At 69.4% G+C, this 24,320-nt stretch carries 21 protein-coding genes and 2 tRNA genes; 4 read left to right on the forward strand and 19 right to left on the reverse strand.

The annotated features are described in order from the left end of the window. Positions 1-20: 20 nt before the first annotated feature. The 12 genes from OG782_RS11770 to OG782_RS11825 all read right to left on the reverse strand — a co-directional run bounded on the left by OG782_RS11770 (position 21) and on the right by OG782_RS11825 (position 14,304). The gene (locus tag OG782_RS11770) at positions 21-1,211 is read right to left on the reverse strand and encodes a hypothetical protein (RefSeq protein ID WP_406450042.1); all 1,191 of its coding nucleotides are present in this window, start codon (positions 1,209-1,211) and stop codon (positions 21-23) included. A 121-nt stretch (positions 1,212-1,332) separates the two neighbouring features. Beyond that, positions 1,333-3,258 (reverse strand): TIGR03960 family B12-binding radical SAM protein, encoded by a 1,926-nt coding sequence (locus tag OG782_RS11775; RefSeq protein ID WP_406450044.1) that lies wholly within the window; start codon positions 3,256-3,258, stop codon positions 1,333-1,335. Positions 3,259-3,308: 50 nt separating this feature from the next. Further along, on the reverse strand, positions 3,309-4,841 hold the full coding sequence (locus OG782_RS11780; RefSeq protein WP_406450046.1) for a CHAD domain-containing protein: 1,533 nt from the start codon (positions 4,839-4,841) through the stop codon (positions 3,309-3,311). 52 nt (positions 4,842-4,893) lie between these two features. Continuing rightward, a complete protein-coding gene (gene rodA, locus OG782_RS11785; RefSeq protein WP_406450048.1) occupies positions 4,894-6,084 on the reverse strand; it encodes a rod shape-determining protein RodA in 1,191 nt (396 codons plus the stop codon). Beyond that, on the reverse strand, positions 6,084-8,249 hold the full coding sequence (mrdA, locus tag OG782_RS11790; RefSeq protein WP_406450050.1) for a penicillin-binding protein 2: 2,166 nt from the start codon (positions 8,247-8,249) through the stop codon (positions 6,084-6,086). The genes rodA and mrdA overlap by 1 nt, the downstream gene beginning before the upstream one ends. 61 nt (positions 8,250-8,310) lie before the next feature. Next, on the reverse strand, positions 8,311-8,976 hold the full coding sequence (mreD, locus tag OG782_RS11795; RefSeq protein WP_406450052.1) for a rod shape-determining protein MreD: 666 nt from the start codon (positions 8,974-8,976) through the stop codon (positions 8,311-8,313). Between the two features lie 11 nt (positions 8,977-8,987). Continuing rightward, entirely contained in the window at positions 8,988-10,034 is a 1,047-nt protein-coding gene (gene mreC / locus OG782_RS11800) for a rod shape-determining protein MreC (RefSeq protein WP_406450054.1), read from the reverse strand. A 97-nt stretch (positions 10,035-10,131) separates the two neighbouring features. After that, positions 10,132-11,151, reverse strand: a complete 1,020-nt coding sequence (locus OG782_RS11805) for a rod shape-determining protein (protein ID WP_073723157.1) — start codon at positions 11,149-11,151, stop codon at positions 10,132-10,134. A 293-nt stretch (positions 11,152-11,444) separates the two neighbouring features. Further along, the gene (ndk, locus tag OG782_RS11810) at positions 11,445-11,858 is read right to left on the reverse strand and encodes a nucleoside-diphosphate kinase (protein ID WP_406450056.1); all 414 of its coding nucleotides are present in this window, start codon (positions 11,856-11,858) and stop codon (positions 11,445-11,447) included. Between the two features lie 104 nt (positions 11,859-11,962). Then, positions 11,963-12,319: a DUF4233 domain-containing protein gene (locus OG782_RS11815; protein WP_406450058.1), complete on the reverse strand. Its 357-nt coding sequence runs from the start codon at positions 12,317-12,319 to the stop codon at positions 11,963-11,965. Between the two features lie 5 nt (positions 12,320-12,324). Further along, positions 12,325-13,848 carry a bifunctional folylpolyglutamate synthase/dihydrofolate synthase gene (locus OG782_RS11820; protein ID WP_406450060.1) on the reverse strand — a complete coding sequence of 508 codons (1,524 nt, stop codon included), beginning with the start codon at positions 13,846-13,848 and terminating at the stop codon, positions 12,325-12,327. A gap of 306 nt (positions 13,849-14,154) precedes the next feature. Continuing rightward, positions 14,155-14,304: a hypothetical protein gene (locus OG782_RS11825; protein ID WP_406450062.1), complete on the reverse strand. Its 150-nt coding sequence runs from the start codon at positions 14,302-14,304 to the stop codon at positions 14,155-14,157. A 133-nt stretch (positions 14,305-14,437) separates the two neighbouring features. On the opposite strand from OG782_RS11825, the gene OG782_RS11830 reads away from it, so the two are divergent. Then, positions 14,438-15,397, forward strand: coding sequence for a hypothetical protein (locus OG782_RS11830; protein ID WP_406450064.1), 960 nt, complete (start codon positions 14,438-14,440; stop codon positions 15,395-15,397). A gap of 72 nt (positions 15,398-15,469) precedes the next feature. Here the strand turns inward: OG782_RS11830 and clpX are convergent, their stop codons facing one another. From clpX to OG782_RS11855, 5 genes are all read right to left on the reverse strand, one after another. After that, positions 15,470-16,768 (reverse strand): ATP-dependent Clp protease ATP-binding subunit ClpX, encoded by a 1,299-nt coding sequence (gene clpX, locus OG782_RS11835; protein ID WP_406450066.1) that lies wholly within the window; start codon positions 16,766-16,768, stop codon positions 15,470-15,472. 157 nt (positions 16,769-16,925) lie between these two features. Continuing rightward, a complete protein-coding gene (locus tag OG782_RS11840) occupies positions 16,926-17,609 on the reverse strand; it encodes an ATP-dependent Clp protease proteolytic subunit (RefSeq protein WP_406450068.1) in 684 nt (227 codons plus the stop codon). A gap of 80 nt (positions 17,610-17,689) precedes the next feature. Further along, entirely contained in the window at positions 17,690-18,295 is a 606-nt protein-coding gene (locus OG782_RS11845; protein WP_352121848.1) for an ATP-dependent Clp protease proteolytic subunit, read from the reverse strand. A 265-nt stretch (positions 18,296-18,560) separates the two neighbouring features. Then, a complete protein-coding gene (tig, locus tag OG782_RS11850) occupies positions 18,561-19,967 on the reverse strand; it encodes a trigger factor (RefSeq protein ID WP_406450070.1) in 1,407 nt (468 codons plus the stop codon). Positions 19,968-20,117: 150 nt separating this feature from the next. Further along, positions 20,118-20,194 (reverse strand) — tRNA-Pro (locus tag OG782_RS11855). A 165-nt stretch (positions 20,195-20,359) separates the two neighbouring features. Between OG782_RS11855 and OG782_RS11860 the strand changes: the two genes are divergently transcribed. After that, positions 20,360-20,433, forward strand: a tRNA-Gly gene (locus tag OG782_RS11860). A 131-nt stretch (positions 20,434-20,564) separates the two neighbouring features. Here OG782_RS11860 and OG782_RS11865 read toward each other — a convergent pair. After that, positions 20,565-20,759 carry a hypothetical protein gene (locus OG782_RS11865; RefSeq protein WP_136325240.1) on the reverse strand — a complete coding sequence of 65 codons (195 nt, stop codon included), beginning with the start codon at positions 20,757-20,759 and terminating at the stop codon, positions 20,565-20,567. Between the two features lie 480 nt (positions 20,760-21,239). On the opposite strand from OG782_RS11865, the gene OG782_RS11870 reads away from it, so the two are divergent. After that, on the forward strand, positions 21,240-22,391 hold the full coding sequence (locus OG782_RS11870) for an acyltransferase family protein (RefSeq protein WP_406450072.1): 1,152 nt from the start codon (positions 21,240-21,242) through the stop codon (positions 22,389-22,391). Between the two features lie 48 nt (positions 22,392-22,439). Here the strand turns inward: OG782_RS11870 and OG782_RS11875 are convergent, their stop codons facing one another. Continuing rightward, the gene (locus OG782_RS11875) at positions 22,440-22,925 is read right to left on the reverse strand and encodes an HD domain-containing protein (RefSeq protein WP_406450074.1); all 486 of its coding nucleotides are present in this window, start codon (positions 22,923-22,925) and stop codon (positions 22,440-22,442) included. A gap of 207 nt (positions 22,926-23,132) precedes the next feature. On the opposite strand from OG782_RS11875, the gene OG782_RS11880 reads away from it, so the two are divergent. Continuing rightward, positions 23,133-24,296 (forward strand): cation:proton antiporter, encoded by a 1,164-nt coding sequence (locus OG782_RS11880; RefSeq protein WP_406450076.1) that lies wholly within the window; start codon positions 23,133-23,135, stop codon positions 24,294-24,296. Positions 24,297-24,320 lie beyond the last annotated feature (24 nt).

The raw sequence follows: 24,320 nt of genomic DNA on the forward strand, positions 1-24,320 counted from the left end.
CCCGGGGTGTCCGGTCCGGCTCACCCCTGCTGGACGGATTTCTCTCCGAGCAGGGAGATCTCTGGTTCGGGCGCCGCGCTGGGCACAGTCGTTGTACTACCCAGAGTACGCGCAAGGGGGCTCCCAGGTTCCCGGGGCTCGGGTTCGCGGACCCCGCCGACCAGCGCCCGCCACGCGTCGCGCCTGACCTGGCGGACGGTCTCGCGGGCCGTGCGCATGGCCTCGCGGGCCGTCCGGCCCGCCGCGAGGGCGGCCCGCCGGGCCGGGGCCAGGACGGCGTCGCGCACGAAATGCCCGACCGGAGTGCACACCGCGCGGTAGACCCAGCTCACCGGCGCCCCGACCAGATGCCACGCCAGCCAGGCCAGCGCGCGCCCGACGGCCCGCGAGATGTACCCGGCAATGCGCCAGGCGACGCCGAACGCGGCGGCGATCTCCCGCCCGACGGGGGTCAGGACCCGCCGGTACACCCAGACCACCGGAACGACGAGAACCACCGTGACCAGCCACCGGACGGCAGCCCACAGACCCCGGAATCCGGCACCGATGCCGCGGGCCAGACCGTCGAGGAGCCAGCCGATGCCATGGCCCAGCGGGGTGAGCAGTCGCCGGTACGTCCACACCAGCGGCAGCACGATCAGGTGCTCCACGAGCCATGTGGCGGCCAGGCCCAGCGGCGTGAGGACGTAGCGCCACAGCAGCACCACCGGCATGACGAGCACGGCGGTGAGCAGCCACTTCACGGCAGTGGCGATGCCCCGTCCCGCCGGAAGCAGCAGCGCCCGCCAGACCCACCGCAGCCCGTGCCCGGCCGGGGTGAGGACCTGCTCGTACAGCCATAGCAGCGGCACCACGATCCCGTACCGCACCCCGGGCACCACCACGTACCGCCACAGCGCAACCCACGGCCACAGGAACACCGCCATGGCCAGCCACCGCAGCCCGTGCCCCAGCGGGGTCAGTACCTGCGCGTACAGCCGGCGGGCCGGGAGCTCGACCAGTACCTCGAAGAGCCACGCCAGCGCCCGCCCCAGCGGGCGGAGCAGGACACGGTCGGCCGCACGGGCGCCGGCGACGAGGGCGTCCCAGACCATCCGGACCGGCAGGACGAGGACGAGGACCACGATCCTCACCGGAATCCTGACGAGGGTGGTCAGACAGCCGTCACCGCTCTCGTACCGCGCGGGCGCCTGGTGCTTTCCGTAGTCCATGCACTCCATGACGCGAAGGCCCGGCCGGGGGTTTCCCCCGACCGGGCCTTCGTCACCGAGATGTCACCCGGCCGGAGCCGGGCGGTGTCATTTCACGGCCTGTGTCACTTCACGAGCGGTGTCACTTCACGACCGTCAGCGGCAGGAGCTTCTTGCCCGTCGGGCCGATCTGGATGCTCGTGTCCAGCTGAGGACACACGCCACAGTCGAAGCACGGCGTCCAGCGGCAGTCCTCGACCTCGGTCTCGTCGAGCGAGTCCTGCCAGTCCTCCCAGAGCCAGTCCTTGTCCAGACCGGAGTCCAGGTGGTCCCAGGGCAGGACCTCCTCGTACGTCCGCTCGCGGGTGGTGTACCAGTCGACGTCCACGCCGAAGTCGGGCAGTGCCTTCTCGGCGCTCTTCATCCACAGGTCGTAGCTGAAGTACTCGCGCCAGCCGTCGAAGCGGCCGCCGGCCTCGTAGACCGCGCGGATGACGGAGCCGACCCGGCGGTCGCCGCGGGAGAGCAGGCCCTCGACGATGCCGGGCTTGCCGTCGTGGTAGCGGAAGCCGATCGAGCGGCCGTACTTCTTGTCGCCGCGGATCTTGTCCCGGAGCTTGGTCAGCCGGGCGTCGGTCTCCTCGGCGCTGAGCTGCGGGGCCCACTGGAACGGGGTGTGCGGCTTGGGTACGAAGCCGCCGATGGAGACGGTGCAGCGGATGTCGTTCTGCCCGGAGACCTCGCGGCCCTTGGCGATCACCTTGACCGCCATGTCGCCGATCTGAAGGACGTCCTCGTCGGTCTCCGTGGGCAGGCCGCACATGAAGTACAGCTTCACCTGACGCCAGCCGTTGCCGTACGCGGTGGAGACCGTACGGATCAGGTCCTCCTCCGAGACCATCTTGTTGATGACCTTGCGCATGCGCTCGGAGCCGCCCTCGGGGGCGAAGGTGAGACCGGAGCGACGGCCGTTGCGGGTCAGCTCGTTGGCCAGGTCCACGTTGAACGCGTCGACGCGGGTGGAGGGCAGCGAGAGGCCGATCTTGTCCTCGGTGTAGCGGTCGGCGAGGCCCTTGGCGATCTCACCGATCTCGGTGTGGTCCGCGGAGGAGAGGGAGAGCAGCCCGACCTCCTCGAAGCCGGTCGCCTTGAGGCCCTTCTCCACCATTTCGCCGATACCGGTGATGCTTCGCTCCCGCACGGGGCGCGTGATCATGCCGGCCTGGCAGAAACGGCAGCCGCGGGTGCAGCCGCGGAAGATCTCCACGGACATCCGCTCGTGCACGGTCTCGGCGAGCGGGACGAGGGGCTGCTTCGGGTAGGGCCACTCGTCGAGGTCCATGACGGTGTGCTTGGACACCCGCCACGGCACGCCCGACCGGTTCGGCACGACGCGGCCGATGCGGCCGTCCGGGAGGTACTCGACGTCGTAGAAGCCGGGGACGTAGACGCCACCGGTCCTCGCGAGGCGGAAGAGCACCTCCTCGCGGCCGCCGGGGCGGCCCTCGGCCTTCCAGGCGCGGACGATCTCGGTGATCTCCAGGACCGCCTGCTCGCCGTCGCCGATGACCGCGCAGTCGATGAACTCCGCGATCGGCTCGGGGTTGAACGCGGCGTGGCCGCCCGCGAGCACGATCGGGTCGTCGAGGCCGCGGTCCTTGGCGGCCAGCGGAATGCCGGCCAGGTCCAGGGCGGTGAGCATGTTGGTGTAGCCGAGCTCGGTGGAGAAGCTCAGCCCGAAGACGTCGAACGCCTTGACCGGGCGGTGGCTGTCCACGGTGAACTGCGGCACCTTGTGCTCGCGCATCAGCGCTTCGAGGTCCGGCCAGACGCTGTAGGTGCGCTCGGCGAGGACGCCCTGGCGCTCGTTGAGTACCTCGTACAGGATCATGACGCCCTGGTTGGGGAGCCCGACCTCGTACGCGTCCGGGTACATGAGGGCCCAGCGGACGTCGCATTCGTCCCACGGTTTGACGGTGGAGTTCAGCTCACCGCCGACGTACTGGATGGGCTTCTGCACATGCGGGAGCAGAGCTTCGAGCTGTGGGAAGACCGAATCGACAGACATCGCGAACTTTCGAGAGCTGGCAGGGGTGACCATCCAGCGTACCGCGCCGCTCAGCCTCCCGACGCCGTCCCGATGTCCGTACGGGCGGCCCGGGCCCACACCCCTGGCAGCTCCCGCTCGCGTGCCGCGGCCGTCGCCTCCTCCTGCCCGTACAGCAGTCCCCAGGTGAACGAGGCCTCCCCCGCCGCGTGGGCCTGGACGGCGAGGGCGCGCAGTGCCGCACGGGCGACCACACTGTCCTGGTGGTCGCCGAGGACGCCCTGGACGGACTTCAGCCGCTGCACGGACTTCCTGGCAGGATTCCCGAGTGCTGGGCCGGCCGCCTCCGCCGCGTAGCGTGCGCGCTTCGCCGCCTTGCGGGCGTCGTGCAGGGCCAGGTCGCGGTCCGGGCCGGGCGGGAGCACCAGGGCGTGGGCGACCCGGGCGGCGAGGCGTTCGTGGTCCTTGCGCACCGCGCGGGCCAGTTCCTTGCCGGGCGGGGCGGCTGCCGCGGGAAGCCGGGGCGGGTCGGTGAGGAGTGCGTCCAGGGCCGCCAGCAGCGCGAGGTAGCGGTCGGAGTCGAGCACGGCGACGGTACGGCGGCGGGAGCCGTTGCGGCGGGCCACGGACCACGTCCGCAGCCGGGCCCGGACCGGGCCGAGGACCAGGGTGCGGGGCAGCTCGTCGAGCCCGGCGCGCAGGCGTGCGTCGAGGACCTCCTGGTCACGGTCGATGCCGAGTTCGGCGGCGAGCCACTTCAGCTCCGCGCCGACGGGGTCGGTGGCGCTCCGGTCGAGGATCCTGCGGTACGTCCGCAGCGCGCTGCGGAGCCTGCGGGTGGCGATCCGCATCCGGTGCACGGAGTCGGGGAGCCCGCGGCGCACGGCCGGGTCGAGGGCGACGATCGCCGTGACCTGATGGCGGGCGTAGGCCAGGACGTGGTCGCCCGCGGTGTGCGGCGACGGGGTGGGCCGGCGCCGTCGCTTCGTCCCGGGGGATGTCCCGGGGGACGTCTCGGCCAGGGCGCGGGACAGTTTGGAGGGTGCCGCGGAGGGCCGGATCCCGGCCTCGATGAGCTGTCGTTCGACGGTGTCGAGGAAGGAGGGGTCGCCGTCGTCGGCGAGTTCGACCTCGATCTCGCTCCAGGCGGCGCTGCCGGTGCCGCCGTGCAGCCGTTCGGCCCGGACCTCGTCGACGCTGAGTTCGGCGAGCGGTGTGCCGTCCGGGCCGGTGAGCAGGTGGACGTCCCGGGCGGAGCGGAGGCGGACGACGGGGACGACGGCGGTGTCGCGGACCCGGGAGCGGATCAGTCCGGCGAGGTCGGGCGGCAGGGTGTCGGAGAGCGGCGCCCGGATCTCGTCGCGGATGCCGGAGGCGACGGGGAATTTGAGGTGCCAGCCGGCGTCGTCGCCGCCGGTGCGGCGGCGCAGGGTGAGGCTGTCGGCGGCGAGCCGGAGGTCCTCGGTGTCGTAGTAGACGGCGTCGAGTTCCATGACGCCGGGCCGGTCGATGGCCGCGACCCCGGCCACCCGGCTCAGGTCGGGCAGCCGGGTGGCGTCGGTGGCTTCGTACTTCCGCTCGATCTCACGCTTCGAGTCCGCCATGCAATCGAATCTAGACGTGATGTACGCAGATGGGCAGTGGGCCCGCAACGGCTCAGGCCGTTATCGGCCGTTGCACCCTGATCGACTGGAGCAGTCCGATGGCCACCCAGACGGCGAACATGGAGGATCCGCCGTAGGAGACGAACGGCAGCGGGAGTCCGGCGACCGGCATGATGCCGAGCGTCATGCCGATGTTCTCGAACGCCTGGAAGGCGAACCAGGCGATGATTCCGGCGGCGACGATCGTGCCGTAGAGCTCGGTGGTCTCGCGGGCGATGCGGCAGGCGCGCCACAGGACGACGCCGAGCAGGACCAGGATGAGTCCGGCGCCGAGGAAGCCGAGTTCCTCACCGGCGACGGTGAAGACGAAGTCGGTCTGCTGCTCGGGGACGAACTGGCCGGTGGTCTGGGTGCCCTGGAAGAGGCCGGTGCCGGAGAGGCCGCCGGAGCCGATCGCGATACGGGCCTGGTTGGTGTTGTAGCCGACGCCGGCCGGGTCGAGGGCCGGGTTGGCGAAGGCGGCGAACCGGGCGATCTGGTAGTCGTCGAGCAGTCCGAGCTGCCAGATGGCGACGGCGCCCGCGGTGCCCGCGCCGAGGAGTCCGAAGACCCAGCGGTTGGAGGCGCCGGAGGCCAGCAGCACACCGAGCACGATGACGGCCATGACCATCACGGAGCCGAGGTCGGGCATTCCCATGACGACGGCCATGGGGAGCGCGGCCAGTCCCAGTGCCTTGGCGACGGTCCGGTGGTCGGGGTGCAACTGGTCGCCCGCGTCGACGCGGGCGGCGAGCAGCATCGCCATGCCCAGGATGATGGTGATCTTGGTGAATTCGGAGGGCTGGAGGGAGAAGCCGCCGCCGATGATGATCCAGGCGTGGGCGCCGTTGACGGTGGCGCCGAGGGGGGTGAGGACCGTCATCACGAGGAGGACGGACAGTCCGTACAGGATCGGCACCGCGCCGCGCAGGGTGCGGTGGCCGAGCCAGATGGTGGCGACCATCAGGGCGAAGCCGATGCCGGTGTTGAGGGCGTGGCGGAAGAGGAAGTAGTACGGGTCGCCGTGGGTGAGCGAGTCGCGTCCGCGGGTCGCGGAGTAGACGAGCAGCGAGCCGATGAAGGAGAGCGCGATCGCCGAGCCGAGCAGTGGCCAGTCGAGCCTGCGCACGACGGAGTCACGGGCGGTGAGCCTGCCCCAGGTGGAGCGCTCGGGGGCGTAGCGCTGGACGGAGAAGCCGGCCATCAGTCGCGCCTCCCCAGGACGGCGGCGAGCGTCTGCGTGGCGGGCGGCTTCTGCGAGTCCGGGTCGTACGGCTTGATCCTCGGGGAGTCGATGCTGCCGTCCGTCTGGATCTTGGGCAGGGACTTCTGGGGCGTGGGCAGGAGTGCCTTCTTGAGGTCCTGCTTGCCGGAGGCGTCGAGTCCGTAGAGCGCGTTGTAGATGTTGCGGACGGCGGGCCCGGAGGCGCCGGAGCCCGTACCGCCCTGGGAGATCGTCATGACGATCGAGTAGTCCTTGGTGTACGTGGCGAACCATGAGGTCGTCTGCTTGCCGTAGACCTCGGCCGTTCCCGTCTTGGCGTGCATCGGGATCTTGTCCTGCGGCCAGCCGCCGAATCGCCAGGCGGCGGAGCCGCGGGTCGCGACACCCGCGAGGGCTTCGTCTATTTCGTTGCGCGTCTTCCTGGTGAAGGGGAGCTTGCCGTGCGACGTGGGCTCGATCTCCTCGACGGACTTGCCGTCACCGCTGACGATCGCCTTGCCGACGGTGGGGTCGTAGAGCGTGCCGCCGTTGGAGATGGCGGCGTAGATGGTCGCCATCTGGATCGGGGTGACGAGGGTGTCGCCCTGGCCGATCGAGTAGTTGACGGAGTCACCGGCGCGCATCTTGTCGCCTTCGAGGCAGTTCTCGTACGCGATCTTCTCGACGTACGTGCCGTCCTTCTTGCCCTGCTTGCACCAGGCGTCGTGGTTGGCCTTGGCGAAGTTCTTCTTCCACTCGCGGTCCGGGACGCGGCCGCTGACCTCGTTGGGGAGGTCGATGCCGGTCTCCTTGCCGAGGCCGAACTGGTGGGCGGTCTTGTAGAACCAGTCGTTGGGCTTCTTCTTGGGGTTGTTCCCGCCGTCCTTCTGCCACTCCTTGTGCGCGAGGCCGTAGTACACGGTGTCGCAGGAGACCTCGAGGGCGCGGCCGATGGTGATGCTGCCGTAGCCCTGGGACTCGAAGTTCTTGAAGGTCTGGCCGCCGATGGAGTACGAGCTGGGGCAGGGGTAGTTGCCGTCGAAGGGGTACCCGGCGTTGACCGCGGCGGTCGAGGAGATCACCTTGAAGATGGAGCCGGGGGCGGCCTGGCCCTGGATGGCGCGGTTGAGCAGCGGGAAGTTGGAGTTCTTGCCGGTGAGCTTGGCGTAGTCCTTGGCGGAGATGCCGCCGACCCAGGAGTTGGGGTCGTAGGTGGGCAGGGAGGCCATGGAGACGACCCGGCCGGTCTTGGCCTCCATGACGACGACGGCGCCGGAGTCGGCCTTGTAGTTCTCGCCGGTGTTGGTGTCGAACTCGGTACGGGCCACCTTCATGGCCTGGTTGAGCTCGTACTCGGCGACGGCCTGGACGCGGGCGTCGATGGAGGTGACGACGCTGGCGCCGGGCTCCGCCTTGTCGTTCTTGGCCTGGCCGATGACCCGGCCGAGGTTGTCGACCTCGTAGCGGGTGACGCCCGCCTTGCCGCGCAGCTCCTTGTCGTACGTGCGCTCCAGGCCGGAGCGGCCGACCTGGTCGGAGCGGAGATAGGGCGAGTCGCTGTCCTGGGCCTTGGTGATCTCGTCGTCGGTGACGGGTGAGAGGTAGCCGAGGACCTGGGCGGTGTTGGCCTTGCCGGGGGCGGCGTAGCGGCGGACGGCGGTGGGCTCGGCGGTGATGCCGGGGAAGTCCTCCGCGCGTTCGCGGATCTGGAGGGCCTGCTGGGTGGTGGCCTCGTCGGTGACGGGGATCGGCTGGTAGGGCGAGCCGTTCCAGCAGGGCTGCGGGGTCTTCGCGTCGCAGAGCCGGACCTTGTCGAGGACGTCCTTGGGCTTCATGCCGAGGACGCCGGCGAGCCGGGTCAGGACGCTCTTGCCGTCGTCGTCCATCTTCAGCAGCTCGGTGCGGCTGGCGGAGACGACGAGGCGGGTCTCGTTGTCGGCGAGGGGCACGCCGCGGGCGTCGAGGATGGAGCCGCGGGCGGCGGGCTGGACGACCTGCTGGACGTGGTTGTTCTTCGCCTCGTCGGAGTACTCCTGGCCGTTGCGGATCTGGAGGTACCAGAGGCGGCCGCCGAGGGTGAGCAGGAGGGAGAAGACGAGGACCTGGATGACGATGAGACGGATCTGGACCCGCTGGGTCCGGCCCGTCTCCGGGATGTTGGTCACGGGGCGCCCCCGGTGGTGGTCGGGCTGGGGGCGCGGTGGGCGGTCCCCGGGTCATGCAAGGTCACAGTCGCTTGACTCCCTTGATCCGTCCGGCGCGTGCGGCGCGGTTGCGGGCGGCCTTGACGCGCAGTCCGCCGCGCTGGCTGCCGATCCGGAGTCCGGTGCCCGCGGCGAGCCAGCCGGCTGCGGCGTCGCCGCGGCCGGAGGAGGACTCGGTGAGCGGGTCGTTCACCGTGCGTCTGGCGATCGCCATGATCAGCGGCACGGTGAACGGCGCGAGGAGCAGGTCGTAGACGGCCGCGGTGAAGAGCAGGCTGCCCAGGCCCACATGGCGGGCGGCCGTGTCGCCGACGAGCGCGCCGACGCCCGCGTAGAGCAGGGTCGATCCGATCGCCGCCGCGACGACCACGGCCATCGGGACGAAGGCGGACTTGAGCTGCCCGTTCTCGGGCCTGGCCAGTCCGGCGAGGTAGCCGATGACGCAGAGCACCAGGGCGTAGCGTCCGGCGGCGTGGTCGGCCGGGGGCGCGAGGTCGGCGAGGAGGCCCGCGCCGAAGCCGATGAGGGCCCCGCTGACGTGCCCGTACACGAAGGCCAGTCCGAGGACGACCATGAGCAGCAGATCGGGTACGGCGCCGGGGAGCTGGAGCCGGGCGAGCACGGAGACCTGGACGACGAGGGCGATCACGACCAGAACGATGGAGAGCAGAGTCCGGTTGACGCGCATGGGGATCAGCTCTACCTCTGTTCGTTTACCGCGTTGTCGGCGTTCGGTGTGGCGTTCCCGCTCGGGTTCGGGGTGCCGCTGGGGCTCGGGCTCTGGTGGATGTTCCCGACGACGTTGCCGTTGGTGTCGACGATGTCGCCGTTGGGCGAGATCGTGACGGTGACGGTCGGGGTGGGTTTGGGCTTGGCGGGCTTGGCGGGCTGCTTCGGCAGGACCATGTCCCGGGGGTCCTCGCGCGGTGCCTGGACGACGATGCCGACGATGTCGAGCTTGGTGAAGCCGACGTACGGGCGGACGTAGACGGTGCGGGTCAGGCCGCCGCCGGACGGATCGACGCGGACGACTTCGCCGACGGGGACGCCGGGCACGAAGGGCTTGTCCTTGCTGGAGCCGAACGTGACGAGGCGGTCGCCCTTCTTGACCTTGGCCTTGCCGTTCAGGAACTGCACGGACAGCGGCCGCGAGCCCTGGCCGGTGGCGAAGCCGAGTTCGTCGGTGGACTCCATCCGGGTGCCGACGGTGAAGTCGGGGTCGTTGGCGAGGAGCACCGTGGCGGTGTCCGGGCCGACGGTGGTGACGCGGCCGACGAGTCCGTCGCCGTTGAGAACGGTCATGTCGCGCTTGAGACCGTCCTTGGAGCCCGCGTCGATGGTGACGGTCCAGGAGAAGCCCTGGGCCGCTCCTATGGCGATGACTTCGGCGGCTTTGATGCCGTACTGGCCGGTGGCCGACTTCTTCAGCATCTTGTCGAGCTCGCGGACCCGGCTGCGGTTGCGGTCGTCGCTGCCGAGCCTGGCCTTGAGCTCGGCGTTCTGCTGCTCCAGCGCGGCGATCTTGTCGTGGCGGTCGCCGGAGGCGCGTACGGCCCCTATGGCGTTGCCCACCGGGTCGACGGCTGCCGCGACGCCGTTCTCGACTGGTCCGAAGACCGTGGCGGCGGCCTGCCGGGCGCCGTCCACCGGCGACTCCTCACCGCCGCGGATGTCCACCGTGATCAATGCGAAAGCGATGGCGATCAGCAGCACCAGGAGCAGCCGGCTCTCTCGTGTGTCCCTCACGTGCGGCGGCCGTGCCTTCCTCGTAGGAATGTTCGTGCCTGTATATCAACGATCCTCGGTGCGGAGCGGCAGCGTCCGCACCGAGGGCCGCGAATTTCTACCGTCGGGGCTGGGCGTCCAGCACCTGCTGGAGCGCCTCGAACTCCTCGACGCACTTGCCGGATCCGAGGGCGACGGAGTCCAGCGGGTCCTCGGCGATGTGGATCGGCATGCCGGTCTCGTGGCGCAGCCGCTCGTCCAGGCCGCGCAGCAGCGCGCCGCCGCCGGTGAGGACGATGCCGCGGTCCATGACGTCGCCGGAGAGCTCCGGCGGGCACTTGTCGAGCGTCGTCTTGACCGCGTCGACGATCGCGTTGACCGGCTCCTCGATGGCCTTGCGGACCTCGGTCGCGGAGATCACGACGGTCTTGGGCAGCCCGGAGACCAGGTCGCGGCCTCGGATCTCGGTGTGCTCGTCCTTCTCCAGCTCGAACGCGGAACCGATGGTGATCTTGATCTGTTCGGCGGTCCGCTCACCCAGGAGGAGCGAGTACTCCTTCTTGATGTGCTGGATGATCGCGTTGTCCAGTTCGTCACCGGCGACCCGGATCGACTGGGCAGTGACGATTCCGCCGAGCGAGATCACGGCGACCTCGGTGGTGCCGCCGCCGATGTCGACGACCATGTTGCCGGTGGCCTCGTGGACCGGCAGGCCCGAGCCGATGGCCGCCGCCATGGGCTCCTCGATGATGTGCACCTGGCGTGCGCCGGCCTGCGTCGACGCCTCGATGACGGCGCGTCGCTCGACCCCGGTGATACCGGAGGGCACGCAGACGACGACGCGCGGGCGGGCCAGGTAGCGGCGCTTGTGGATCTTCAGGATGAAGTAGCGGAGCATCCGCTCCGTGATCTCGAAGTCGGCGATCACGCCGTCCTTCAGGGGCCGTACGGCAACGATGTTGCCCGGTGTACGGCCGATCATCTTCTTGGCCTCGGAGCCGACCGCGAGGATGCCGCCGGTGTTGGTGTTGATGGCCACGACGGACGGCTCGTTCAGAACGATGCCGCGCCCCCTGACGTACACCAGCGTGTTGGCAGTCCCGAGGTCGATAGCCATGTCACGGCCGATGAACGACATTGAGTTCCCCTTGTTCCCCATGAGGATGCGTCGGGCCTTCCCAAGCGAAAGCGGTGATGGCTTGTTTTGGTAGGCGAGGTGAGCGCTGCGGGCGTGGAAGCTTCCATCGTAGTGCCGGATGCACCGACACAGCGCGAGGGTCCTTCGCCATGCTGAGCAGAACGGGTGGCCGTTCCACTCATGGTGACGTTACGTCGGAGTGATGCGTTCCCGCGATCCGGGACCCTATGCCGAAGGGCGACCGAATTACTTCGGTCGCCCCAGGTCATGAGCGCTGTTCGGCTGACCGGAGGTCAGGAAAGTCCCGGAAAGAACAGCTTCATTTCCCGCTCCGCGGACTCCTCGGAGTCCGAGGCGTGGATGAGGTTCTCCCGGGTGATGGTGCCGAAGTCGCCACGGATCGATCCGGGCGCGGCGGCGATCGGGTCGGTCGGGCCGGCCAGGGCGCGGACGCCCTCGATGACGCGCTCGCCCTCGGCCACCAGGGCGACGATCGGGCCGGACTGCATGAACTCCACGAGCGGCTCGTAGAAGGGGCGGCCGATGTGCTCGGCGTAGTGCTGCTCCAGCGTGGCGCGGTCGAGGGTACGGAGCTCCAGCGCCGTGATCTTCCAGCCGGCCTTGCGCTCGATGCGGCCGACGATCTCGCCGACCAGACCGCGACGGACGGCGTCGGGCTTCAGAAGAACGAGGGTGCGCTGGGTCATGTGCGGCTCCTTGCAGGCATACGGGTGCGGTCAGGCGAGGCTACAGGGGTACGGTGACGGGCCCGCGGCCGGGTTTGGCCGCCGGGGCGGCCGGGCGCGCCGGGTCAGCCGCCGGCCGGCGCCTGGGCCGCTTCCTGCGCGGCCCACCGGGCCTTCACCTCGTCGATCTTGCGGCCGTAGTGGACCGAGGCCCACCACAGGCCGCCGAAGACCAGGCCGAGGATGAACATCATCGGGACCACGAAGCCACTGGCGACGAGCGCGATCTGAAGCGCCCAGCCGAGCTGTATGCCTCCCGGTCGGGTGATCATCCCGCAGAGCAGTACGGAGAGCAGCATGCCGATGCCGCAGACCGTCCAGACCGTGGCGGACGTCAGGTCGTCGGACTTCATCGCGACGAGTCCGGCGAACCCGATCACGAAGAACTCACCGATCAGCGTCGATGCACAGAGCGTACGCACGTCGGTCAGCGCCTTCCCAGAAGCAGCCGGGCCTCGCCGACCGTGATCACGGATCCGGTCACCAGCACCCCGGCGCCCGCGTACTCGTCCTCTTCCTCGGCGAGGGTGATCGCCGCCTCCAGCGCGTCGTCCAGCCTGGGTTCGACCTGGACCCGTTCGTTGCCGAAGACCTCGACGGCGACAGCGGCCAGTTCGTCGGCGTCCATCGCGCGCGTGCTGGAGTTCTGGGTGACGACGACCTCGGCGAAGATCGGCTCGAAGGCTTCCAGGAGCCCCCGGACGTCCTTGTCGCCGCTGGCGCCGACCACGCCGATCAGCCGGGAGAAGCCGAACGCCTCGGAGAGCCCCTCGGCGGTGGCCCGGGCGCCGGCCGGGTTGTGCGCGGCGTCCAGGACGACGGTCGGGCTGGAGCGGACGACCTCCAGGCGGCCCGGCGAGATCACCGAGGCGAAGGCCTTGCGGATGATGTCGGCGTCCAGCGATCCGGTCTGCTCGGCCCCGATGCCGAAGAACGCCTCGACGGCGCACAGCGCCACCACGGCGTTGCGCGCCTGGTGGGCGCCGTACAGCGGAAGGAAGATGTTGTCGTACTCGCCACCGAGGCCGCGCAGCGTCAGCAGCTGGCCGCCGACCGCGATCTCGCGGGAGACGACGCCGAACTCCATGCCCTCGCGGGCCACGGTGGCGTCGACCTCGACGGCCTTCTTCAGCATCACCTGGGCGGCGTCGACCGGCTGCTGGGCCAGGATGACCGTCGCGCCCTGCTTGATGATCCCCGACTTCTCCACCGCGATCTCGCCGGGCGTGGAGCCCAGCCGGTCGGTGTGGTCCAGGGAGATGGGGGTGACGACGGCGACCGTGGAGTCGATCACGTTGGTCGCGTCCCAGCTGCCGCCCATGCCGACCTCGACGACGGCGACGTCGACCGGCGCGTCGGCGAAGGCCGCGTACGCCATACCGGTGAGCACCTCGAAGAAGGAGAGCCGGTAGGGCTGCTGGGCGTCGACCATCTCGACGTACGGCTTGATGTCCTCGTACGTCGCGATGAACCGCTCGGGGTCCATCGGGGAGCCGTCCAGGCTGATCCGCTCGGTGATCGACTGGACGTGCGGCGAGGTGTAGCGGCCGGTGCGCAGGTCGAAGGCGCCGAGCAGCGCCTCGATCATGCGGGCCGTGCTCGTCTTGCCGTTGGTACCCGTGATGTGGATGGAGGGGTAGGCGCGCTGCGGCTCGCCAAGCACGTCCATCAGCGCGGCGATGCGCGTCACGGACGGCTCGAGCTTGGTCTCGCCCCAGCGCCCGGCGAGCTCCTGCTCCACCTCGCGCAGCGCCGCGTCCACCTCGGGGTCGGCGGGGCGGGCAGGGACCTCGTCGCCCTGGGGCGGTCCGGAGGCGGCGCGCAGCGTACGGCTCCCGGCCTCGATCACCGCCAGGTCGGGGTCGCGCTGGGTCGCTTCGTCGACGATCTCCGCGAAGGTCTCGTCGGAGTCGGACGCGTCGGGCCGGTCGGAAGGGCGGGGCTCACTCACGGGGTCCAGTCTACGGATGGGCACGGACATCGCGCGCAGCGCCCGGCGACCGGACCGGAACACGCGCAACGGGCCCCTGTCGGCATATCGCCCGTATGGGGCGCATGGTGGTAACCGTGCGCCCCGTTCCTCTGATCCTGATCGCCGCCCCAGTTGTACGCCTCGCTGCCGCGAGCCCGGCTGCGGCGCGGCGCCGAGGGCGCTCCGCGGGTGGTGTCGGTGATCGAGGACGGGCGGATCAGCCTGGACCCGGCCACCCATGAGGCGGTGCTCGACGGTCACTGGCTCGATCTCACGCGCGTGGCCTCAGGCCTCCAGTGCCACCGGGCCCGCGGCCGGAGCTTCCGCGACGAAGAGCGTCTCGTAGCCCTGCACGCGCTTGCGGCGCGTGAGGCCGTCCATGAGCGTGACCTGGAACGCGGGCCCGGCCGGCGGGCGTTCTCGGTCACGCGCCATGGTTCAGGGCCGTCACAAGCGCGCACTGAAAGCGGATTGTTCAGTAACGGTGTGACTCCCGGTGCCCCACGCCCGCAGGCCGTCCGTCAGGATGTTCGAAACGCGTAAGCATCACGAACAGGGGACACCGCAGATGAGCTACAACCAGCCGGGCCCGTACGGTGGGCAGCCGCCGCAGGGCCAGCCCGGACCGTACGGCCAGCAGCCGGGCCCCTACGGCGGCCAGCCGCCGCAGGGCCCGCCGCAGGGTCAGCCCGGTTACGGCTACCCGCAGCAGGCCCCCCAGGGCGTCCCGCCCCAGCAGCCGGGCTACGGCTACCCCCAGACCCAGCAGCCCGGCCCGTACGGCCAGCAGCCCCCCGCTCCCCCGTACGGCGGCCAGCCCGGCTACGGCCAGCAGCCCCCGTTCCCCCCGGCCGCCCCGCCGAAGAAGAAGACCGGCCTGATCATCGGCGGCGTCGTCGTGGCGCTGGCGGTCATCGCGGGCGGGGCGTACTTCCTGACGTCGGGCGGGGGCGGCGGCTCGGTCGCGGACGACGGCAAGACGTACAAGCTGACGGCGCCGGCGACGGTGCTTGACGGGGCGTACAAGAAGTCCCCCGACGAGGGCGACAGCGACATGTCGTCGGAGGACCTCAAGGACTTCGAGAGCTTCGGGGTGAAGAACGCCAAGAAGGGCAGTGGCAGTTACACCTCCGGCGAGGCCCCCTCCCAGAAGATGCTGTCCTTCTCCGGCGCCTACGGCACGATCGCCGACCCCGAGGCCGTCGTCGACGGCATGTTCGGCAAGCTGAAGGAGGAGTCCGCCAAGGGCGAGGAGAAGGACGGCAAGCTCATCGGGAGCCCGGAGGCCTTCACCCCGCAGGGTTTTGAGAACGGCGTCCTCAAGTGCCAGGCGTCCGAGGTTCCCGCCTCGGAGACCGGGGGCAAGACCATGACCATGCCGCTCTGCATCTGGGGTGACCACAGCACTGTCGCCGTCGTCATCGACATCGACATGGCGAGTCTCATGCTCGGCAAGAGCCCGTCGCTCTCCGAGGCCGCCAACACCGCGGCCAAGCTCCGCAACGACGTCCGCGTCGAGGTCAAGTAGTTTCACGCACGCGAAGGGGCGCCCCGCCGGGTGACTGGCGGGGCGCCCCTTCGTGTACGGACTGTGCGGCGGCTACGCCGACTTCTCGTGCCGCCCGTCGTCGCCCTTGCCGATCGTCCGCGGCTCGCGCGGGACCAGGGTCGGGTTGACGTTGTTGCGGACCACGTCCGCCGTGATGACGACCCGGGCGACGTCCTTGCGGGACGGCACCTCGTACATCACCGACTGGAGGACCTCCTCCATGATGGCGCGCAGACCGCGCGCGCCGGTCTGACGCAGGATCGCCTGGTCGGCGATGGCCTCCAGCGCCTCGCGCTCGAAGTCCAGCTCCACGCCGTCGAGTTCGAACAGCCGCTGGTACTGCTTCACCAGGGCGTTGCGCGGCTCGATGAGGATCTGGAGCAGGGCCTCGCGGTCCAGGTTGTGGACCGAGGTCAGGACCGGGAGGCGGCCGATGAACTCGGGGATCATCCCGAACTTCACCAGATCCTCCGGCATGACCTCTTGGAACTGGTCGCTCGCCTGGATCTCCCGCTTGGAGCGGATCGTGGCGCCGAAGCCGATGCCCTTGGCACCGGCCCGGGACTCGATGATCTTCTCGAGTCCGGAGAAGGCGCCGCCCACGATGAACAGCACGTTCGTCGTGTCGATCTGGATGAACTCCTGGTGCGGGTGCTTGCGGCCGCCCTGCGGCGGCACGGAGGCGGTGGTGCCCTCCAGGATCTTCAACAGGGCCTGCTGGACGCCCTCGCCGGAGACATCGCGGGTGATCGACGGGTTCTCGCTCTTGCGGGCGACCTTGTCGATCTCGTCGATGTAGATGATCCCGGTCTCGGCCTTCTTGACGTCGTAGTCAGCGGCCTGGATCAGCTTCAGCAGGATGTTCTCGACGTCCTCGCCGACATAGCCGGCCTCCGTCAGCGCCGTCGCGTCCGCGATGGCGAACGGGACGTTGAGCATGCGGGCCAGCGTCTGCGCGAGGAGCGTCTTGCCGGAGCCCGTGGGGCCCAGCAGCAGGATGTTGGACTTGGCGAGTTCGATCGCGTCGTCGCGGCTGGAACCGCCGCCGTTCTCACCGGCCTGGACCCGCTTGTAGTGGTTGTACACAGCGACCGAGAGGGCCTTCTTCGCGGGCTCCTGCCCGACGACGTACCCCTCGAGGAACTCGTAGATCTCGCGCGGTTTGGGGAGTTCCTCCCACCGCACTTCGGAGGTCTCGGCGAGCTCCTCCTCGATGATCTCGTTGCAGAGATCGATGCACTCGTCGCAGATGTACACACCGGGTCCCGCGATGAGCTTCTTCACCTGCTTCTGGCTCTTTCCGCAGAACGAGCACTTGAGCAGGTCGCCGCCATCACCGATGCGTGCCACGAGGTGCTTCCCCTTCGCCTGGGAGACGCCTGGTTCAGCGGCTCCTGGTGCCTCTATCCGACGGTACCTTGCCTGGCCCCCCATGCGGGCCCCCCTTGGCACGGTTCACACGGCCGAGACCGGGTGACCCTGCCGTACCAAGGGGTAAAGGCCGACGTCAGGCGGCCGCTCCGGCCGCGGTCTTACGGGTCGCGACGATCTGGTCGACCAGACCGTAGGCCAGGGCGTCATCGGCGGTCAGGATCTTGTCCCGCTCGATGTCGTCCCGGATCTTCTCGATCGGCGTGGTGGAGTGCTTGGCCAGCAACTCCTCCAGCTGGGCCCGCATCCGCAGGATCTCGTTGGCCGCGATCTCCAGGTCGGAGAGCTGCTCACGGCCGGTCTGCGAGGACGGCTGGTGGATCAGGACGCGCGCGTTCGGCAGCGCCAGGCGCTTGCCCGGCGTGCCCGCGGCGAGCAGCACGGCGGCGGCGGAGGCCGCCTGGCCCATGCAGACCGTCTGGATGTCCGGCTTCACGAACTGCATCGTGTCGTAGATCGCGGTGAGCGCGGTGAACGAGCCGCCGGGGCTGTTGATGTAGATCGAGATGTCCCGGTCCGGGTCCATCGACTCCAGGCACAGCAGCTGCGCCATGACGTCGTTGGCGGACGCGTCGTCGATCTGCACACCGAGGAAGATCACGCGCTCCTCGAAGAGCTTCGCGTACGGGTCGTACTCACGCACGCCCTGCGAGGTGCGCTCCACGAAGCGCGGGACGATGTAGCGGTTGTCCACCTGCGGGCCGGTGTAGAGGCCGCTCGCGGACGCGCCGGGGAAGTTGTTCATGTGGGTGTTCACCATCCTGGTGGCGTTCTGTGGCTGGGTGTCTCGGCGTACGAGAGAAAAGCGGTGCGGTGCGGCGTGATCCGGTACTGACCGGGTCAGGCGCCGGTGCCGCCGCCGCCCGGAACGCCCGATGCGACCGTGATGATCTCGTCGATGAGGCCGTAGTCCTTGGCCTCCTCCGCGGTGTACCAGCGGTCACGGTCGCCGTCGCGGATGATCGTCTCCACGGTCTGGCCGGAGTGGCGGGCGGTGATCTCCGCCATCCGCTGCTTGGTGCGCAGCAGGTACTGGGCCTGGATCTTGATGTCCGAGGCCGTACCGCCGATACCGGCCGAACCCTGGTGCATGAGGATGTCGGTGTTCGGGAGCGCGAAGCGCTTGCCGGCGGCGCCGCCGGTGAGCAGGAACTGGCCCATCGAGGCCGCCATGCCCATACCGATGGTGACGACGTCGTTCGGGATGTACTGCATGGTGTCGTAGACCGCCATGCCGGCCGTCACCGAACCGCCGGGGCTGTTGATGTAGAGGTAGATGTCCTTGTCCGGCTCGGCGGCAAGGAGAAGCAGCTGCGCGGTGATCTTGTTGGCGATGTCATCGTCGACCTGCTGACCGAGGAAGATGATGCGCTCGCCGAGCAGTCGACTGTAGACCTGGTCACCGAGGCCTCCACCGAGGGACGGCTCTCCGGCGGCGTAGGGCATCAGATTCGTCACGTATCCACCTGCTCGTCTCTGACGGCTCCGGCCGTCTCAGCGTCTTCGTACCGGGTGGGCCGGGACTCCCCGACCCTTCCTATTCATGGACCCTAACGCGCAGGTGGGACAACGCCATCCCGCTTCGGGAACTGTTCGCTGGGAGCGCAAGCTCCGCAGTCCGCACGCGGGTTGTGGGGAACGCCCGCCGATACGACGACGGGCCCCGGACGCGGTGGCGTCCGGAGCCCGTCGTGCGGGTTCAGCGCGAGGCTCAGGCCTCGGTCTTCTCCTCGGCGGCGTCCGCGACGGCGTCGGTGGTGCCCTCGGCGGCCTCGACCACCTCGGTGGCCTCCTCCGCCGTGTCTTCATCGTCTTCCAGCTCGACGACCTCACCGTTGGTGTCGATGACCTTGGCGGCCTCGACGACCACGGCCAGCGCCTTGCCGCGGGCGACCTCGCCGACGAGCATCGGCACCTGGCCGCCCTCGACGACGGCCTGGGCGAACTGGTCCGGGCTCATGCCGGAGGAAGCGGCGCGCCGCATGAGGTGCTCGGTGAGCTCCTCCTGGTTGACGTTCAGCTTCTCCTTGTTGACGAGCTCGTCAAGGATGAACTGGGTCTTGATGCCCTTGATGGCCTGCTCGGACGTCTCCGCCTCGAACTCCTCGAGGGTCTTGCCCTGGATCTCCAGGTACTTCTCGAGGTCGAGACCCATCTGGCCGAGCTGGTGGTGCTCCAGGTTGTGCTTGCGGGTCTGGACCTCGTCCGCGAGCAGCTTCTCCGGGATCGGGACCTCGGCGAGCTTCAGCAGCTCCTCGAGGACGCGCTCCTGGGCCTGGGTGGCCTGGTCGTACTGCTTGGTGTTCTCCAGGCGCTTGCGGCTGTCCGCCTTCAGCTCCTCCAGCGTGTCGAACTCGCTGGCCATCTGGGCGAAGTCGTCGTCCAGCTCGGGAAGCTCGCGGGCGGCGACGGCGGTGACCTTGACGGTGACCTCGGCCTCCTTGCCCTCGGCGGAGCCGCCCTTCAGCTCGGAGGTGAAGGTGGCCTCGCCACCGGCCTCCAGGCCGGTCACGGCGTCGTCGATGCCTTCGAGGAGCTCACCGGAACCGATGGTGTACGAGACACCCTCGGCCACGCCGTCCTCGAGGACCTCGCCCTCGACCTTGGCCTGCAGGTCGATCGTCACGACGTCGCCCTCGGCGGCGGCGCGCTCGACCGGGTTGGTCGACGCGAAGCGCTCGCGCAGCTGCTCCACGGCCTTCTCGACGTCCTCGTCGCTGACCTCGAGGGCGTCGACGGTGACCTCGATACCGGAGTAGTCCGGGATCTCGATCTCGGGGCGTACGTCAACCTCGGCGGTGAAGGACAGCAGCTCGCCGTCCTTCAGCTCCGTGATGTCGACCTCCGGCTGGCCGAGGACGTTGAGCTCACCCTCGTTGACGGCCTCGGTGTAGAACTTCGGGAGCGCGTCGTTGACGGCCTCCTCCAGCACAGCACCGCGGCCGAACCGCTGGTCGATGACCCGGTTGGGGATCTTGCCCTTGCGGAACCCCTTCACCGTGACCTGCTGGTTGATCTTCTTGTACGCCGCGTCGAGGCTGTCCTTGAGCTCCTCGAAGGGCACCTCAATGCTGAGCCGAACCCGAGTCGGGTTCAGGGTCTCCACGGCGCTCTTCACGGTTCGGTCTCCTTGTGGCTGACTTCTTGGGGTTCTGCTCCACCGCACGGGTGGCGGCTTCGCGGACCGAGCCCGGTACATCAGACACACGGGCACGCATTTTGCATAGTAACGGCAAGGGGGAGAACTCCCACAATGCGATCTTGCCGGTGGTCGGGGTGGCCGGATTCGAACCGACGACCTTCCGCTCCCAAAGCGGACGCGCTACCAAGCTGCGCCACACCCCGTCGGTGCGACACGTAGGGTACATGCAGACAGGCAGTGCATCGGACGCTTTACGCGGGGTTCGCCGGACTCGGCACCGCGTGCCGCAATCGGGTGTGCGGGCAGCGCCCGGGACCCGCTACGATGCTTCTCGTGCCGCGGTCCCCGTGACCTGCGGTGCGGTGCATGCGGGCGTAGCTCAATGGTAGAGCCCTAGTCTTCCAAACTAGCTACGCGGGTTCGATTCCCGTCGCCCGCTCCATGCCGAAGGGCCCGGTCCCGCGGACATTCGTAACGATGTCCGCGGGACCGGGCCCTTCGCGTTGCCCCGGCGCCGACGGGGCCGCCGCCCGCACCGGGGTACAGAAGCCGGGAGGGGTCGACGGCCGGCGTTCAGAAGCTGATCTGGTTGATCGTCTCCGCTATCGAGTTCATGAACCTGTTGATCGACGGCGCCATGCCGGTCGATGCCAGGAAGAAGCCGAAGAGCACCGCGACGATCGCGGGTCCGGCCTTGATGGAGCCACCTCGGATCAGGACCACCAGGATGATCGCCAAAAGAAGCACCACAGACAGTGAAATGGCCACGACTGATCACACCCTCGGTCGGTCCGCCTTGCCGGCCCGGAGAAGTGCGGCCGCGCACCCCTCCGTTGCGTCCATCGTGCCACCAACTCCCCTGTGGTCGCTGCCAGGTGACGAATCGACCTGTCGATATCGCGCCATCTTGCGCCCCCTGCGCCCCCTGCGCGCCGGGCCTCCCTGAACCCGCGGCGGCCGCCCGGGCCGCGGGGTCGCACCGGAGCGCCCGGTGCCCGCGAACCCGTAGGCCGGAGCGATCTGCAACGGTGATCGTTTCCGTATCCACACAGTTTATTCACAGGCATTTCCGCGACGGAACGCGACGTAATTCACTTCCTCCAACTGCCTGCCGATATGCACCATTTAAGGAGGATTAACAGGATCAAAGCGGGCATGTTTCGCTGGTTTGGAATTTGAACGACCGGGCACACGCGATATCCGAGAGCGGTTTTACGAATTGCAATCGAGACGTCTAAGGTGCTTGAGATGTTCCACGCTCCGAACGTATTTCAGAGGGCCCCGCTCCCACCGGCGACCCGGGAGTCGGAGCCCAGACGCCAAGCGCCCACGGCGACGACGGACGCTCCCGAGCCGGTGGCGAACCGGCCTGCGCGGAGCACCCCCGCGAAGAGGCGTGACGCCTACTTCGACAACGCCAAGTACCTCGCCATCGTGCTGGTCGCGGTGGCTCACTCATGGGTACCGGTCATGGACGGGAGCCGGACCGCCCGCTCGCTGTACATGGTCACGTACACGTTCCACATGCCGGCCTTCATCATCATCTCCGGCTATTTCTCGCGGTCGTTCGACCTCAGCCCCGCCAAGGTGAAGCGCCTGGTCACCGGCGTCGCCGTGCCGTATGTGGTGTTCGAGACGGCGTACTCGCTGTTCCGGCGGTACGCGAACGACTCCCCCGGCACGGCGATCAGCCTGCTCGAACCCTGGTACCTCACCTGGTTCCTGGCCGCACTGTTCATCTGGCGGCTCACCACGCCGGTGTGGCGCAATCTCCGCCACCCGCTGGCGGTCTCCCTCGCGATCGCCGTGCTCGCCTCGTTCGCGCCCAGCATCGGCGACGATCTGGACCTGCCGCGGGTGCTGCAGTTCCTGCCGTTCTTCGTGCTCGGACTCCAGCTCAGGCCCGAGCACTTCCAGCTGGTCCGCCGCCGCGAGGTGCGGATGCTCGCCCTGCCGCTGTTCGCCTGCGCCCTGCTCCTCGCGTACTGGGCGGCGCCCCGGATGCAACTGGGCTGGTTCCTTCGCGACTCCAGCGCCCAGGACATGGGCGCGCCGTGGTGGTCCGGCGCGGTGATGACCCTCGCGCTGTTCGGCTGCGCGGTCCTGCTCACCGCCGGCTTCCTGGCCTGGGTCCCGCGCCGCCACATGTGGTTCACGGTGCTGGGGGCGGGAACGATCTGCGGCTATCTGCTGCACGGATTCCTGGTGAAGGGCGCCGACTACGCGGGCGTCTTCGACCGCAACGAATGGCTGGTCTCGCCGACCGGTCTGGTGCTCGTCACGCTGGCCGCATCGGCCGGGGTGACCCTGCTGTGCACGCCGCCGGTGCGGCGGGTCCTGCGCTGTGTGACCGAGCCGGACATGAACTGGGCGTTCCGCCGGGACGCCGCCAGGATCTGAGACACGGCGGAGCCCGGCCCATCCCGGGCCGGGCTCCGCCGTGTTGGCTCAATCCCGCCGGTCGGCGGGCGCATCCGGGGCGATGAGCCCCAGCAACTCCCGTACCTGCGCATACTTCGCGGTCAGCCGGGTACGGGTCGCCGGCTCCAGTACCGCGAGGCGGGCCGGGTCGGCGTTGTGCGCGAGGTCGGACTCCTTGACCAGCAGGGCGCCGGGGGTGGCCAGGATGCGCCGGGCGTACGCCGCCAGCTCCTCACCGTCCCGCTTCGTGACGGCCAGGACCATGTCCTTGACCTCCTGCGGCAGTGCGGCCCCGGCCAGCCACCGGGCCGGCAGCGCGTCGTCCTCGACCGCGTCGTGCAGCCAGGCTGCCGCGATCTGCTCGTCGCTGCCGCCCCTGGCCCGTACCCCCTCGGCGACGGCCGCGAGGTGCTCGGTGTAGGGCCGGCCCGCCTTGTCCCGCTGCCCGGCGTGGGCCGCACGGGCGATGTCCTCGACTTCGGCCAGGGTCAGCTGTGCGCGCGGTGCGGTCATGACCCGACTCTACGGACGGGCCGCTCCCCCGCACAGGGCGGTCCGGGCCGCGATCGGCGCGGCGGCGAGGCCGGGGTCCACGGGTGCGACCGTTCGCCCACGGTTGCAACTTCAATCATTCGGTAAACTAATTACTGACGATTTCTTGACGTTCTCTTGACCCAACGAAGGACCAGGCTCATCGGACACGCAGACACGCTCATCGCCATGGGCGGCGCCTTCCTCGCCGCCGCCGTCCTCGCCCGCGTCGGCAGCCGCATCGGACTGCCCACCATCCCGCTGTTCATCCTGGCCGGGATCCTGCTCGGCCCGCACACCCCCGGCATCGTTCTCGTCGCCGACCCGCACGACCTGGAGATGCTCTCCGCACTCGGTCTGGTGCTGCTGCTCTTCTACCTCGGCCTGGAGTTCCACCTCGACGACCTCAAGGCCGGCGGCCGCAGGATGGCGCTCGCCGGTGGCACCTACCTCGCCCTGAACGTCGGCGCCGGGCTCGGCTTCGGCTTCGCGCTGGGCTGGGGGACGTCGGAGGCACTGGTCCTCGCCGGGGTGCTCGGCATCTCCTCGTCGGCCATCGTCACCAAGGTCCTGGTGGACCTCGGCCGGATCGGCAATCCGGAGACCAAGCCGATCCTCGGCATCATCGTCGTCGAGGACGTGTTCCTCGCCCTGTATCTCGCGGCCCTCCAGCCCATCCTCTCGGGCGCAGACAGCCTCGCGTCGGCCGCCGTCGACGGCGGAAAGGCCTTCGGCTTCCTGCTTCTCCTCGCGCTGGCCGCCCGGTTCGGCACCAAGGTCATCGGCAAGCTGATCAACACCCGGGACGACGAGCTCCTGGTCATCTCCTTCCTCGGTGCCGCCGTCCTGGTGGCCGGCATCTCGGAGTGGTTCGGGGTCGCGGACGCCATCGGCGCCTTCATGGTGGGCCTGATGCTCGGCAGCACGACCTCGGGGGAACGCATCCTCAAGCTGGTCCACCCCCTGCGCGACGCCTTCGGTGCGATCTTCTTCTTCGCCTTCGGCCTCTCCATCAACCCCGGCGACCTGCCGGCCGTGGTGTGGCCGGTGCTGGCCGCGGTGGCGGTGACCCTCGCGATGAACGTGCTCGCCGGACTCGCGGCCGCCAAGGTGTACGCCTTCGGCCCGCAGGCCACGGCGAACATCTCCACCACCCTGGTGGCGCGCGGCGAGTTCGCCCTGATCCTCGCCACCATGGCGGCGGGCGCGGGGCTGGACGAGCGGCTCTCCCCGTTCATCGCGGGGTACGTGCTCGTCCTCGCGGTCCTGGCACCACTGGCGGCCGGACGGTCGCACTGGCTGGCCCGGCTGCTGCCCGGCGGGCGCGAGGCGGTTGTGCTCCCGATCCGGTGACGGGCGGCCCGCCGTTGACGCACG

Source organism: Streptomyces sp. NBC_00876, from assembly GCF_045207435.1.
GTDB lineage: Bacteria > Actinomycetota > Actinomycetes > Streptomycetales > Streptomycetaceae > Streptomyces.